Source organism: Streptomyces sp. NPDC050085 (assembly GCF_044460595.1).
GTDB lineage: Bacteria > Actinomycetota > Actinomycetes > Streptomycetales > Streptomycetaceae > Streptomyces.
The window spans coordinates 200,068-214,248 of record NZ_JBITJZ010000004.1 but is presented as its reverse complement, the minus strand read 5'-3'; the positions used below and the strand labels follow the sequence as shown (position 1 = coordinate 214,248).

The 14,181-nt window shown below is 70.9% G+C and carries 12 protein-coding genes and 1 riboswitch; of the genes, 7 read left to right on the top strand and 5 right to left on the bottom strand.

Annotation, left to right across the window (positions count from 1 at the left end):
• The first annotated feature begins 177 nt into the window (after positions 1–177).
• The 6 genes from ACIBUY_RS17080 (at position 178) to ACIBUY_RS17055 (ending at position 7,619) form a co-directional block, all read left to right on the top strand.
• The gene (locus ACIBUY_RS17080) at positions 178–1,509 is read left to right on the top strand and encodes an HD-GYP domain-containing protein (RefSeq protein ID WP_399152939.1); all 1,332 of its coding nucleotides are present in this window, start codon (positions 178–180) and stop codon (positions 1,507–1,509) included.
• A 116-nt stretch (positions 1,510–1,625) separates the two neighbouring features.
• On the top strand, positions 1,626–2,849 hold the full coding sequence (locus tag ACIBUY_RS17075) for an HD-GYP domain-containing protein (protein ID WP_399152938.1): 1,224 nt from the start codon (positions 1,626–1,628) through the stop codon (positions 2,847–2,849).
• A gap of 159 nt (positions 2,850–3,008) precedes the next feature.
• Complete coding sequence (locus ACIBUY_RS17070; protein WP_365562829.1) at positions 3,009–3,989, top strand: hypothetical protein; 981 nt, start codon at positions 3,009–3,011, stop codon at positions 3,987–3,989.
• Between the two features lie 140 nt (positions 3,990–4,129).
• Complete coding sequence (gene def / locus ACIBUY_RS17065) at positions 4,130–4,783, top strand: peptide deformylase (RefSeq protein ID WP_365562831.1); 654 nt, start codon at positions 4,130–4,132, stop codon at positions 4,781–4,783.
• A 350-nt stretch (positions 4,784–5,133) separates the two neighbouring features.
• Entirely contained in the window at positions 5,134–6,237 is a 1,104-nt protein-coding gene (locus ACIBUY_RS17060; RefSeq protein WP_365562833.1) for a multidrug MFS transporter, read from the top strand.
• The gene (locus ACIBUY_RS17055; protein WP_365562836.1) at positions 6,234–7,619 is read left to right on the top strand and encodes a cytochrome P450; all 1,386 of its coding nucleotides are present in this window, start codon (positions 6,234–6,236) and stop codon (positions 7,617–7,619) included. The genes ACIBUY_RS17060 and ACIBUY_RS17055 overlap by 4 nt, the downstream gene beginning before the upstream one ends.
• A gap of 1 nt (position 7,620) precedes the next feature.
• On the opposite strand, the gene ACIBUY_RS17050 is transcribed toward ACIBUY_RS17055, so the two are convergent.
• Complete coding sequence (locus ACIBUY_RS17050; RefSeq protein ID WP_365562838.1) at positions 7,621–8,583, bottom strand: helix-turn-helix domain-containing protein; 963 nt, start codon at positions 8,581–8,583, stop codon at positions 7,621–7,623.
• A gap of 93 nt (positions 8,584–8,676) precedes the next feature.
• Here ACIBUY_RS17050 and ACIBUY_RS17045 point away from each other — a divergent pair, with 93 nt between their 5' ends.
• Positions 8,677–8,835 carry a hypothetical protein gene (locus tag ACIBUY_RS17045; protein WP_399152937.1) on the top strand — a complete coding sequence of 53 codons (159 nt, stop codon included), beginning with the start codon at positions 8,677–8,679 and terminating at the stop codon, positions 8,833–8,835.
• 98 nt (positions 8,836–8,933) lie between these two features.
• Here ACIBUY_RS17045 and ACIBUY_RS17040 read toward each other — a convergent pair whose 3' ends face one another.
• The 4 genes from ACIBUY_RS17040 to ACIBUY_RS17025 form a co-directional block, all read right to left on the bottom strand.
• Entirely contained in the window at positions 8,934–9,890 is a 957-nt protein-coding gene (locus ACIBUY_RS17040; RefSeq protein WP_399153170.1) for a ribonucleotide-diphosphate reductase subunit beta, read from the bottom strand.
• A gap of 59 nt (positions 9,891–9,949) precedes the next feature.
• On the bottom strand, positions 9,950–12,298 hold the full coding sequence (locus tag ACIBUY_RS17035; protein WP_365562844.1) for a ribonucleoside-diphosphate reductase subunit alpha: 2,349 nt from the start codon (positions 12,296–12,298) through the stop codon (positions 9,950–9,952).
• Between the two features lie 142 nt (positions 12,299–12,440).
• Positions 12,441–12,553: riboswitch (cobalamin riboswitch) on the bottom strand.
• 71 nt (positions 12,554–12,624) lie between these two features.
• Positions 12,625–13,134, bottom strand: a complete 510-nt coding sequence (locus tag ACIBUY_RS17030) for a GNAT family N-acetyltransferase (protein WP_365562846.1) — start codon at positions 13,132–13,134, stop codon at positions 12,625–12,627.
• Positions 13,131–14,114 carry a nucleoside hydrolase gene (locus tag ACIBUY_RS17025; RefSeq protein WP_365562848.1) on the bottom strand — a complete coding sequence of 328 codons (984 nt, stop codon included), beginning with the start codon at positions 14,112–14,114 and terminating at the stop codon, positions 13,131–13,133. Before ACIBUY_RS17025 ends, ACIBUY_RS17030 begins: the two co-directional genes overlap by 4 nt.
• Positions 14,115–14,181 lie beyond the last annotated feature (67 nt).

The window sequence follows — 14,181 nt, the reverse complement described above, 5'->3', positions numbered from 1 at the left end:
TGCGGGGCAACTTCCGTATCGCTGGCGGGCGTTCACCCCGTTCGCCACCTGGTTCACCCGATCGTGCTAATCCGGGGCCCTGTGCCCCGGCAATCCCCCCGATGCCGCCCGGGCGGCGCGACTCCCGTCCTAATCTCTGTTCTCCGTGAACTGAACGCCACGGGGAGGGAGTTGGGCATGCGAGCGGTTCCGCCGGTGGCTCGTGCGTATGTACTCCTGACGGTCGGCGGCGCCCTCGTGTGCGCCGCCCCCGCCCTCTCCGCGGACACCTCCTGGCCCGCTGTGGCGCTGCTCGCGTGCGTGTACGCGGGCTGCGGGCAGGTGGGCCGGTGCCGGATCATCGGCCGCCGCGCGCCCCAGGGCATGGGCACCTTCTTCCCGGTCCTCCTTGCAGGAGCGTTTCTGCTGCCGCCCGCGGCCGCCGCGCTCGTCGCCGTGCCCGGGGCGCTCCTCGGCAGGGTCGAGCAGCGGCCGATGTGGCTGCGCCGGCTGTGGCGGGCCGCCCAGCTCGCGCTCGCCGTCTGGGTGTCGGCCCGGGTCTTCGGTGCGCTCGGCGGACCCGCCGCCGTCTCCGAGCCGCGCCTCGGCCCCGCGCTCGCGCCCGTGGCCGCCGCCGTCGTCGCCTTCTGCCTCGCGCTGACCGTCCTCGACGGGGGGATCCTCGCCGCCGCCGAGCGCGTGCCGCTGCGCGGGGCCTGGCGCGGGCTCTTCCTGCGCTCGCTGGCGCCGGTCGCCGTGCACGGGCTCGCGGGGCTGCTGATGGCCGTCCTGTGGGCGAGTTCGTACGGCCCTGTCGCCTCGCTGCTCGTCCTGCTGCCGATGTACATCTCCTGCTGGGTGTTCGCCCAGTACCAGCGCGAGCGCGCCGCCCACCAGGCCACCATCCGGGCCCTCGTGCAGGCCGTCGACATCAAGGACGGGTACACGCGCGGGCACAGCGAGCGGGTCGGTCAGGCGTCCATGATGATCGCCCGCGAGCTGGGCATGGCCGAGGAGCGGGTGGAGGTGCTCCGCTTCGCCGGAATCCTGCACGACGTCGGCAAACTCGGCGTCCCCACCCGCCTGTTGAGGAAGGACGGGCCCCTCACGCCTCAGGAGCGCGAGGTCATCCAGCTGCATCCGGAGTACGGGCACGAGATGGTGCGCGGGATCGGGTTCCTCGGCGAGGCGCGGGCGGCGATCCTGCACCACCACGAGCGGCTCGACGGGAGCGGGTATCCGTACGGGCTCGCGGGGGCGCAGATTCCGGAGTTCGCGCGGGTGGTGGCGGTGGCCGACGCGTTCGATGCGATGACGTCCACCCGTACGTATTCCAGGGCGCGGCCGGTCGAGGTCGCCCTCGCGGAGTTGGAGCGGTGTGCCGGGTCGCAGTTCGATCCGGTGATGGTGGGGGCGTTGGGGCGGGTTCTCGGGCGGGAGGGGTGGCATCCGGTGGTGACCGCTGACGAGGCCGTGCCTGTGGTGCCGCTTCTCGAAGGTGCGGCCGTGTCTGGGGCGGCCCGCCTGTGACGGGGCTGAGGCCTCGTGGACCGGTGCCCGGGGTCGGGGGCTGTGCCCGCCCGTTCCTCCCCCGCAGCCCTAAAGGCGCGGGGGGACCCCCTGCGGAACGCCTGCCCACAGCGGTAGTGACCGTTTACCTTCTCGCCGGTGGTCTGACCCTTGCCGCCCTCGGCGGCACCGCCTGGCACGGGCTCGACGACCGTGGGGTTGCTCTTGCCTTCGGGGTGCTCGTTGCCGTGGGCGAGCTGGCCCGGTGGGGTGGGGGTGAGGACCGGGAGCCCGCGCCGCTGGGGGCCGCGGGGGCGCTGGCCTACGCGCTGCTCGGGGAGGACGCCGGGCGGGCCACCCACCACGGGGTGCTGCAGGTCGTCGCCGTGGGGGTCGCGGGGGCGCTCGTCGGGTGCGTACCGCATGTGGCCAGGGGGAAAGGGCCCTCGCTCGATCACATGGCGCGCCGGGTGCTGACCGTCGCGTTCGCCGCGGTGTGCTTCCAACCGCTGTACAACCAGGGCAAGTTGGAGGAGTGGTTCGGCGACGGGGCGTACTACGCGCTGCTCATCGCGGGGCTGCTCGCGCTGACCGCGCTGTGCGATGCCGTGGTCGCCGCGGCGATGGCGTACGCACGCACCGGCTGGCCGTTCGGACCGCTGCTCCGTGACGAGCTGCGGGCGATGCTCGGGATCGGGTCCGCCGTGTGCGCGACCGGAGCGGTGATGGCGCTGGCGGTCGCCGTCGCGGGTCTGTGGGCGCTGCCCGTCATCAGCCTGCCGCTGCTCCTCACCCAACTGGCCTTCCGGCGCTACTCCGCGGTGAAGGCCACGTACCGCCAGACCATCGCCTCGCTGGCCCGCGCCACGGAGATCGCCGGGTACACCCCGCACGGGCACGCCCTGCGGGTCGCGGCGCTGAGCCGGGCCGTCGGCCGTGACCTGGGGCTTTCCGGGCCGGATCTGACCGTTCTGGAGTACGCGGCGCTGATGCACGACATCGGGCAGCTGTCGCTCGTCGACCCCGTGGCGGAAGGGGCGACCGCGGCGCTGCCCACCGCCCAGCAGCGGCGGATCGCCCTGCTCGGGGGCGCCGTCGTACGGCAGACCGGAGTGGACGCACAGGTGGCCGTGGTCGTGGAGCGGCAGGCGGATCCCTACCGTGAGCAGCCGCTCACCGCACGGATTGTGCGGACGGCGAACGCGTACGACGAAATGGCCAGGGAAGAGGGCCCCCAGGGGCCGCTCGCGGCCCTGGAGAGGCTGCGTCTGGCCACGGGCCACGACTACCAGCCGGAGGTCGTGGAAGCCCTGGCCAGAGTGGTCACGCACATGAGGGGCGGCCCGAAGGGCCTCGGGTAGGGCGGTGGTGGGAGACGGGCGGGCAGGGGTCTGGCCCTGGGGTCGGCTGGGTAACCCATGGGTAATGAGCGGGCGTCCGACCGTACGTGGTTGGATGCGAAGGAACGACCAAAGAGGGTGTCCGGGGGCACAGGCCTCGAGTATCGGCAGGCGGGAATCGTGAGGATCTTCGGCAAGGGACGGCACCGGCCCTCCGCCTCGTGGCGGCAGGCCACGGATCGTGCGTTCACGCTGATCGGCGATGGTCGGTACGAGGACGCGGGGGCCCTGTTGACCCGTGCGGCCGACCTGGAGCCGTGGCTGTCGGAGTCGTGGTTCAACCTCGCGCTGCTGCACAAGTTCCGGCACGACTGGGAGCAGGCGCGCACCGCGGGCCTGCGGGCCGTCGCGCTGCTCGACCGGGAGACCGGTGCCCCTGACTGGTGGAACGTGGGGATCGCGGCCACCGCCCTGCAGGACTGGCCGCTGGCCCGGCGGGCCTGGCAGGCGTACGGGCTGAAGGTGCCCGGCGGCGCCGCTGCCGCCGGCGAGCCGACGGGCATGGACCTCGGGAGCGCGGCCGTGCGGCTGTCGCCGGAGGGCGAGGCCGAGGTCGTGTGGGGGCGCAGGCTGGACCCCGCGCGGATCGAGGTGCTGTCCATTCCGCTGCCGTCGTCCGGGCGCCGTTGGGGCGAGGTCGTCCTGCACGACGGGGTGCCGCACGGGGAGCGGACCACCGCGGCCGGGCACTCGTACCCCGTCTTCGACGAGATCGAGCTGTGGGCGCCGTCGCCGGTGCCGACCTGGGTCGTGCTCCTCGAGGCCGCCACGGAGGCCGATCGGGACGCGCTGGAGCGGCTCGCCGCCGACGCCGGGTTCGCGGCCGAGGACTGGTCGTCCTCGGTGCGGCTGCTGTGCCGGATGTGCTCCGAGTCGCGGATGCCGTCCGACGAGGGCGACGAGCAGCACCTGGACCCGCACGACCACAGCGAGCCGGGGCACCCCGGGCCGCTCGGGCACCGGACCGACGGTCAGCTGTGGGTGCCGGAGCGCGAGTGCGGGGTGGCTGCGCCGGCTTCGCTGGTCCGGGGGTTGCTGGACGGGTGGGTTGCGGATTCGCCGGATTCTCGTGACTGGCGGGATCTTGAAGAGGTGTGTTGAGTGCGTTGTTGTCCGCGAACTCGTCGTGGTTGCTCGCGCCGTTCCCCGCGCCCCTGACGGGGCGCTCCTGACGGGCGGCTGCCAAGCTCCCCGTACCCTGTAAGGGTTCCCCGTATTTCCCAGGAAGGCTTACGTCCGTCATGGCGCAGCAGGACACCGATCAGCAGAACGCCCCGGGCGTGCTCCCCGTGGACGACGAGGGCTTCGTCGTCGACACCGAGGACTGCGAGGCGCGCGAGGCGGCGTACCGGGAGCGTGGCACGTCGCGGCCGATCACCGTTGTCGGCAACCCCGTCCTGCACAAGGAGTGCAAGGACGTGACCGAGTTCGGCGCCGAGCTCGCCCAGCTGGTCGACGACATGTTCGCCAGCCAGCGCACCGCCGAGGGCGTCGGCCTCGCCGCCAACCAGATCGGCGTCGACCGCAAGGTCTTCGTCTACGACTGCCCGGACGACGAGGGCGTGCGCCACACCGGTGTCGTGTGCAACCCGGTCCTGCAGGAGCTGCCCGCCGACCAGCGCCGCCTCGACGACTCCAACGAGGGCTGCCTGTCCGTCCCGACGGCGTACGCCGAACTCGCCCGCCCCGACTACGCGGTGGTCACCGGGCAGGACGAGAAGGGCAACGCGATCACCGTGCGCGGCACCGGGTACTTCGCGCGCTGCCTGCAGCACGAGACGGACCACCTGTACGGCTACCTGTACATCGACCGGCTCTCGAAGCGCGAGCGGAAGAACGCCCTGAAGCAGATGGAGGAGGGGACCCCGCGCTACCCAGTGGTCCCCAACGCCTGAGCCCCCTTGGGCAGTTGATGCGTCGAGCGGCGCCTGGTACGGATGATTCCGGCCAGGCGCCGCTCTCGTATGTACGCGGACCACACCGCGTAGGCCGCGTGTGCGAACAGGACCGGCCGAACGTGACCCAGATTCGGTCATGTAAGGGGACGATTCCGGCGGGCAGGGGTAGTGAGGGGAGCAAATCCGTTCCCAGAACGGTCAGTTGTGGTGCTGAATAGAAAGCGCGGGGATACGCAACGGCGCGCGCCCGGCACTGCGGGAGGGGCGCACGCCATCAGGCGGCAGAGAGGGGTCTTTTCGTGCCTGCTTATCCACAGACAGCGGTCCCACCGGCGCTGGCGCTTCCGGTGATCGAGGACGCGTTTCCTCGCAATCTGCATCCGTATTGGCCGAAGCTCCAGGAGAAGACGCGGTCCTGGCTGCTCGAAAAGCGTCTGATGCCCGCCGACAAGGTCGCCAAATATGCCGATGGTCTGTGCTACACGGACCTGATGGCTGGCTACTACATCGGTGCGCCCAACGACGTGCTGTCCGCGATTTGCGACTACAGCGCGTGGTTCTTCGTGTGGGACGACCGGCACGACCGCGACGTGATCCACGGAAGGACGGCGAGCTGGCGGCGGCTCGCCGTCCAGCTGCACGCGGCCACCGAAGCCCCACAGCTTCACCTGGACCACAAGGATCCGCTGGTCGCGGCGTTCGCGGAGAGTGTCGGCCGGCTGTACGGCTCGCTCAGCCGGACGTGGAACGTCCGCTTCGCGCGGCACTTCCACGAGGTGATCGACGCGTACGACCAGGAGTTCCACAACCGAATGACGGGGGCCGTGCCGACCGTCGACGAGTACATCGCTTTGCGCCGGAATACGTTCGCGCACTGGATCTGGCTCGATCTGTTGGAGCCGACCGCACAGCACGAACTCCCGGCCTGGGTGCGGAAGAACGAGGCGTTCGTGCGGGCCGCGCTCGCCTGCCAGGATTTCGCCGCCTGGTACAACGACCTGTGCTCCCTGCCCAAGGAACTCGCGGGCGAGGAATTGCACAACCTCGGGATAAGCCTCATCAAACACGAAGGCCTTTCTCTCCAGGAGGCCATCACGGAAGTACGCCGAAGGGTCGAGGGAACCATTCAGGAATTCCTCGCCGCAGAGGCGGAGGTGGAACAGCTGGCGATTGCGACGGAAAATGTCGGGCCACACGGCATCGAACTCGCGACGGCCATCAGGTCGTGCGTCGGCAATATGCGGAACTGGTTCAGTTCCGTGTACTGGTTCCACCACGAATCAGGTCGCTACGCGGTGGACAGCTGGGACGACCGGGCGACACCGCCGTACATCACGGACACCGGCGCGGGCACCGACGTCGACGCCGGATCCGACCTCGGCGACCTCGCTGACATGAGCGACATGGGTGACATGAGCGAACAGACGGATCAAGTAGGTGAGTGCGCATGACCGTCGAATCGACCCTTCCGGCACCGGCGCCGGTGCCGGGCGCGGAGCCGCAGGCCCCGCCGCCCGCCCCCGGCGGTGCGCCGCTGCTCGGCCACGCCTGGAACCTGCTGCGCGACCCGCTCGGCTTCCTGGCCGGGCTGCGCGACGGCGGCGACGTCGTCCGGCTGAAGCTCGGGCCGAAGGAGGCGTACGCGGTGTGCGACCCGGAGCTGGTCGCACAGCTGCTCAAGAGCCCGGACTTTCTGGTCGGCGGGCCGCTGTGGGACACGATGGGGGTGCTGCTCGGCAAGGGGGTGGCAACCAGCAACGGCCCGCTGCACCGGCGTCAACGCCGGGCGATCCAGCCCGCGTTCAGGATGGACAAGATCCATGAGTACGCGGCCGTGATGGAGGACGAGGCGCGTCGCATGGCGGACCGCTTCGACGACGGGCAGACCGTCGACATGGCGGCCGAGGTGTTCCGCACCGCGACCCGCATCGTCGCCCGCTCCGTGCTCCGGGTCGACTCCATCGACGAGCGGGCCGACCGGCTCAGCGCGGCGCTGCACACGGTCTTCGAGGGCCTGTACCGCAGGATGATCCTGTCCTTCGGCCCGCTGTACCGAGTGCCTTCGCCGGCCAATCGGCGATTCGAGAGCGCGCTGGCCGATTTGCACCGCCTGGTCGACGAGATCATCACCGAGCGCAGGTCCCAGGCCGCTTCGGGAAGCAATCCGGACGACCTTCTTGCCGCATTGCTCGAGGACCGCGACGAGAATGGTGAAACGGTCAACGAGCAGGAGGTGCACGACCAAGTCGTGTCCCTCGTCGTCGCCGGTGCCGAGAATGTGGCGAAGACCCTGACATGGGTGTTCCAGCTTCTCGCCGAACACCCCGAGCACGAAAGGCGGTTGTGCGAGGAGGTGGAATCCGTGACGGGCGGCAGGCCGATCGCTTTCGCGGACCTCGGGAAACTCGCATATATGCGGAATCTCCTCACCGAGGCGATGCGGATACGCCCCGCCGTCTGGATATTGACGCGGCTTGCCGTCGTCGACACGACGCTCGGCGGGTATCGCATTCCGGCCGGTTCGGACATCGTCTACAGCCCGCTGGCCATGCAGCGCGACCCGCGTGCATTCGCCGACCATCTCACCTTCGACCCCGACCGCTGGCTGCCCGAGCGCGCCGCGGACGTCACGCCCGCGGCGCACGCGCCGTTCAGCGTCGGCAACCGCAAGTGCCCGGGCGACCACTTCAGCATGGCCGAACTGTCGTTGGTGCTGGGGGCCGTGGTGCAGAAGTGGCGCGTGACCCCGGTCGCGGAGACGGACGGAACACCGCGGATAGGGATCACGCTGCAACCGCGCCGGGCGCTGCTGAAGCTGTCGGCCCGCGACTGACCTAGCTCGCGAGCCGTACCCGGAAGGTCCTCCTGAAGGCGTTGGGCGTCGTGCCCAGCGCCTTCATGAACTGATGGCGCATCGCCGCCGCGTTGCCGAACCCCGCGCGGTAGGCGATCGCGTCCACCGTCTCGTCCGTGCCCTCCAGCAACTCCTGCGCGAACAGCACCCGTTGGCGAAGGAGCCAGCGGTACGGGGTCGTGCCCGTCTCCTGCTGGAAGCGGCGGGCGAACGTGCGCGGGGACATGTGCGCCCGCGCCGCGAGCTCCTCCACGGTCACCGGGGCGTGCAGGTTCTGCTCCATCCACACCAGCACCTCGCCGACGGTGTCGCAGCGCGCCGCGGGCAACGGCCGCTCCACGTACTGCGCCTGGCCGCCGTCCCGGTGCGGCGGCACGACCATCCGCCGGGCTATCGCATTGGCCACCTCGGCGCCGTGCTCCGTGCGCACGATGTGCAGGCAGGCGTCGATGCCGGCGGCCGTGCCCGCGGAGGTGATGACCGGGCCCTCGTCGACGTACAGCACATCGGGGTCCACCCGGGTGCGCGGGTACGTGACGGCGAGTTCGTGCGCGTACCGCCAGTGGACCGCGCACCGGCGGCCGTCGAGCAGCCCGGCCTCGCCGAGGACGAACACCCCCGCGCAGAGGCTGAGCACGCGTGCGCCCCGGTCGACCGCCTGCCGCAGCGCGTCGAGCAGCTCCGGCGGGTACTGGCCGAACCGCCGCCCCGCCGAGGGGATCGCGATGAGGTCGGCCTCCGCGAGCCGTTCGAGGCCGTGCGGGGTGGAGACCGTCATGCCGGGCACGTGCGTGGTGAGCGAGGGCCCCTCGACCGAGGCGACCGCGAAGTCGTACACGGGCAGCCCGGCGTCGCTGCGGTCGAGGCCGAACACCTCGCACACGACGCCGAGTTCGAAGGGATGGACACCGTCGAGCAGCACTGCGGCCACGTTCTTCAGCATGTCGTCCAGTGTGCCGCAGAGTTGGCAGTAATTCGAGGGTCAGTGACAGTACTGCCACTGCTGCGGAGTGTCGTCCGGCGCGAAAGTAGAGGCATGAACACAGCGATGAACTACCTCACCGTCCTCTTCGTCTTCCTCCTCGTCGCCGCCCCCTCCCTGTACGGAATGGCCCACGACCGCCGGATCGACCGGCAGATCCGCGCGGCCCGCAAGGCGGAGGACCTGCGCGCCGCTTATGGGCGGGCGGCCTGATCCGGGCGCCGCGCGGGGGCGTGCGCGCCAGTACGAGCAGGGCCCGGCGGTGTGAACACCGCCGGGCCCTGGACTTCGTAGGATCGGGAAGCCCCGGTCTAGAACTCCTCGTCGAACCCGACCGAGCCCTCGACCGCGACTTGGTACGCGGACGGGCGGCGCTCGAAGAAGTTCGTCAGTTCCTGGACGCCCTGCAGCTCCATGAAGGAGAACGGGTTCTCCGAGCCGTAGACCGGTGCGAAGCCGAGGCGCTGCAGGCGCTGGTCGGCGACGCACTCCAGGTACTGGCGCATCGAGTCGGTGTTCATGCCCGGCAGGCCCTCGCCGCACAGGTCACGGCCGAACTGCAGCTCGGCCTCGACCGCCTCGCGCAGCATGTCGGTGACCTGCTGCTCAAGCGCGTCGTCGAAGAGCTCGGGCTCCTCCTTGCGGACGGTGTCGACCACCTCGAAGGCGAAGCTCATGTGCATCGTCTCGTCGCGGAAGACCCAGTTCGTGCCGGTGGCGAGGCCGTGGAGCAGGCCCCGGCTGCGGAACCAGTAGACGTACGCGAAGGCACCGTAGAAGAACAGGCCCTCGATGCACGCCGCGAAGCAGATGAGGTTGAGCAGGAAGCGGCGGCGGTCGGCCTTCGTCTCCAGGCGGTCGAGCTTCTCGACCGAGTCCATCCACTTGAAGCAGAACTCGGCCTTCTCACGGATGGAGGGGATGTTCTCCACCGCCGCGAACGCCGCCGCGCGGTCCTCCGGGTCGGGGAGGTAGGTGTCGAGCAGCGTCAGATAGAACTGGACGTGCACGGCCTCCTCGAAGAGCTGGCGGCTCAAGTACAGCCGCGCCTCGGGGGAGTTGATGTGCTTGTAGAGCGTGAGCACGAGGTTGTTCGCGACGATCGAGTCGCCCGTCGCGAAGAACGCGACCAGGCGGCCGATCATGTGCTGCTCGCCGGGCGTGAGCTTGGCCAGGTCCGCCACGTCGGAGTGGAGGTCGACCTCCTCCACCGTCCACGTGTTCTTGATGGCGTCGCGGTAGCGCTCGTAGAAGTCCGGGTAGCGCATGGGACGCAGGGTCAGTTCGAAGCCCGGGTCGAGCAGGTTCTTGGGACGGTTTTCGGTGGTCACTGGCAGGCCTCGCAGGACTCGGGGTTTTCCAGGGAGCAGGCGACCGCGTCGGGCTCGGCCACCTGGACGGGGACGGTGGCGCGGGCGGCCGCGCGGGCGATGCGCGTCGCGGGGCGCGAGCGCAGGTAGTACGTCGTCTTCAGGCCCGACTTCCAGGCGTACGCGTACATCGAGGAGAGCTTGCCGATGGTCGGCGTCTCCAGGAAGAGGTTGAGCGACTGGGCCTGGTCGAGGAACGGGGTCCGCGCCGCCGCCATGTCGATGAGGCCGCGCTGCGGGATCTCCCACGCCGTGCGGTACAGCTCCCGCACCTCCTCGGGGACCCAAGTGAAGCCCTGCACCGAGCCGTTGGACTCGCGCAGCGCCTCCCGGGTCTGCGCGTCCCAGACGCCGAGCGCCTTGAGCTCGTCCACCAGGTACGAGTTGACCTGGAGGAACTCGCCGGACAGCGTCTCGCGCTTGAAGAGGTTCGAGACCTGCGGCTCGATGCACTCGTAGACACCGGCGATCGAGGCGATGGTCGCCGTGGGCGCGATGGCGAGGAGCAGCGAGTTGCGCATGCCGACCGCGGCGATACGTTCCCGCAGCGCGGCCCAGCGCTCCGGCCAGGTCAGCTGTACGTCGTAGTGGTCGGGGTGCAGGACGCCGCGCGCCGTCCGGGTCTTCTCCCAGGCGGGCAGCGGGCCGCTGCGCTCGGCGAGGTCGGCGGACGCCTCGTACGCGGCGAGCATGATGCGCTCCTGGATCCGCGTCGAGAGCGCCCTGGCCTGCGGCGAGTCGAAGGGCAGGCGCAGCTTGAAGAAGACGTCCTGCAGACCCATCGCGCCGAGGCCGACCGGGCGCCACTTCGCGTTGGAGCGGCCCGCCTGCTCGGTCGGGTAGAAGTTGATGTCGACGACGCGGTCGAGGAAGGTGACGGCGGTGCGGACGGTCTCGTCGAGCCGCTCCCAGTCGATGTCACCGGTCGTCGTGTCCACGAACGAACCCAGGTTCACCGAGCCCAGGTTGCAGACGGCCGTCTCCCCGTCGTCCGTCACCTCCAGGATCTCGGTGCACAGGTTCGAGGAGTGGACCGTGTGGCCGGGCTCCGCGGTCTGGTTGGCGGTGCGGTTGGCGGCGTCCTTGAACGTCATCCAGCCGTTGCCGGTCTGCGCGAGGGTGCGCATCATGCGGCCGTACAAGTCCCGGGCGGGGATGGTCTTCTGGGCCTTCCCGTCCGCCTCGGCCTTCTTGTACGCGGCGTCGAACTCCTCGCCCCACAGGTCGACCAGCTCGGGCACGTCGGCCGGCGAGAACAGCGACCAGTCGGCGCCCTCGTTCACCCGGCGCATGAACTCGTCCGGGATCCAGTGCGCCAGGTTCAGGTTGTGCGTGCGGCGCGCGTCCTCACCGGTGTTGTCGCGCAGCTCCAGGAACTCCTCGATGTCGGAGTGCCACGTCTCCAGGTAGACGGCGGCCGCGCCCTTGCGGCGCCCGCCCTGGTTCACGGCGGCGACCGACGCGTCCAGCGTCTTCAGGAACGGGACGATGCCGTTGGAGTGCCCGTTCGTGCCCCGGATCAGCGAACCGCGGGACCGGATGCGGGAGTACGAGAGGCCGATGCCGCCCGCGTGCTTCGACAGCCGGGCCACCTGGTGGTACCGGTCGTAGATCGAGTCGAGCTCGTCCAGCGGGGAGTCGAGCAGGTAGCAGCTCGACATCTGCGGGTGCCGGGTCCCGGAGTTGAAGAGGGTGGGGGAGGACGGCAGGTAGTCGAGGCGGCTCATCAGGCCGTACAGGGCGGCGACTTCGTCGAGCGCGCGGGCCGACTCGTCCTCCGCCAGACCGGCCGCGACGCGCAGCATGAAGTGCTGCGGGGTCTCGACGACCTTGCGGGTGATCGGGTGGCGCAGCAGATAGCGGCTGTACAGGGTGCGCAGGCCGAAGTAGCCGAAGCGGTCGTCGGCGCCGGTGTCGACGAGCGAGTCGAGCCGCGCGGCGTGGACGCGGACGAACGCGGCGGTGCGGTCCGCGATCAGCCCCTCGCGGTGGCCGACTGCGACCGAGCCGGTGAACGAGGTGACGCCCTGGGTGGCGGCCTCGGCGGCGATGGAGAGCGTGAGGAGACGGGCGGCGAGCCGGGAGTAGACCGGGTCCTCGGAGATGAGTCCCGCGGCGGCCTCGGTGGCGAGTTCGCGCAGCTCGGCCTCGTCGGCGCGCGCGGAGCGGCCCCGGAGCGCGGCGGCCGCGACCCGGCCCGGGTCGGCGCCCTGGAGGTCGGCGGTCAGCCCGGTCAGGGTGCGCAGCAGCGCGGTGCCCGGGGCATCGGTCACCACTGAGGCAGGATCAGCAGGCGCGATGGTCACGTGGAGGCTCTCCCTCGCTCGGCTCGGGGCCTGCGGGGAGGAAGTGGCTCGGGCGGCACGCGGGGGCGCCGTCGTCACCGGCCCATTCCGCGAGGCCCGGACGTCGTCGACGCCCGAACCGGACGGTTCGGGCGTGCCGTCGGCAGGTCATCGGACTCACGTACGCGCTCCGCTATGGGCGGGTACGTTCACCGTTGCGGGACAGTTCCGGATTTGCACCGGATTCCCCTGTGGTGACGGCGAGAGTGAGCATACATCTTGTGCCGGGTCTTCGTGGCAGGCCCACATCTTGTGTCGGCCTGCCGCGTCGGGCGGTACCACGGCTGTCAGGCCGTCAGATCCAGGACGTAGGCGAGAAGCGTCACTTCGGGGACCGGGGCCCAGTCGCGCGCGGCGGCGCGGACGAAGCCGACGCGCTCGTAGAGCCGGTGCGAGGCGGTCGCGACGGGCTGCGTCGACAGCACGACGGCGTCCAGGCCGGCCGCCCGCGCCCGCTCCACGACGGCCCGCACGAGCGCCTCACCGGCGCCCTGTCCCCGGGCCTCGGCGGCGACCGCCAGCATCCGGAACTCGGCCTCGCCCGGCCGGGCGAGCTCGGCGTACGGATGGTCGTGCCCGGGCACGTACGTGACCCCGCCGAGGACCTCGTCGCCCTGGACGGCGACGAGCACCTCGGCCTGCCGGGCGCGTGCGGCGACGTCCCGCAGCTCGGCCGCGTACCAGTCGGCCTCGCCGAACACGAGCAGCCCGCTGTCCAGATACGCGGCGGCGCTGATCTCGCCGAGCCGCGCGTACTCCTCGGGCCGTACGCCCCGGACGCCGACGCTCCCGCTCATGCGGCCGAGGGCCACTTGAGCAGCGTGGCGACGAAGTCCTCGGTGAAGTTGCGCGGGCCGGTGCCGAGCGCGATGCGGCCGCGGTGCTCGGTGCGCGCGGCGACCAGCGGGGACTCGGAGTAGTACGGGCGCGGGTAGTCGGCGTCGTAGGGGATGAACACCGTCTTGCCGCGGGTGAGTTCGGAGGCGCACTCCACGACGACCGTGCCCTCGGCAGCGGTGACGAACGACTCGTCGGCGCAGACCCCGACGGCCAGCGGGTCGTGCAGCGGGCTGCCTCCGGTCTCCTCGTACGCGCCGAGGTAGAAGCGCATCAGGCGGGCGGAGAGTCCCATGCCCTCGCCCGCCGCCTCCAGGGTCTTGAGCTCGTCGGGGCCGAAGCGCCAGCCGTGCGTCGCGTCGAGCCCGACCATCGTGTAGCGGATGCCGGAGGAGACGACGAGGTCGACCGCGTCCGGGTCCGCCCACGCGTTGAACTCGGCGACCGGCGTGATGTTCCCCGGCACCTCCGCCGCCCCGCCCATGAAGACGAGGTGCTTCACGCGCCGCGCGAAGTCCGGGTCCTCGGAGAGCGCGAGCGCCACGTTCGTCAGCGGGCCCGTCGCGCACACGGTGAGCTCGCCCTCGTACTCGCGCGACAGGCGCAGCAGGGCCTGGGTGGAGGATTCGCTCTGCTCGGGCACGGCCGAGTCCGGCAGTACCTCGTCGCCGAGGCCGGCGGCGCCGTGGAACTCGCCGGCCGCCGCGTACGGCAGCCGGGTGAGCGGGCGGCCCGCGCCCCGGTGCACGGAGACGTCCCCGTCGATGCCGAAGGCGCGGGCGAGGGCCCGGCCGTTGCGGAAGGTCTGCGGGGCGGGCACGTTGCCGCCGACGGTCGTGTACGCCTTGAGGTCCCACAGGCCGGTGCCGAGCAGGTACTGCAGCGCGACGGCGTCGTCGATGCCGGGGTCGCTGTCCAGGACGATGGGGGCGGCGGCCATGGTTCCTCCGTTGATCGTGGGTTACGGGAACACCGTAAGCGGACGAGAAAGGACAAGCCCCACCGGT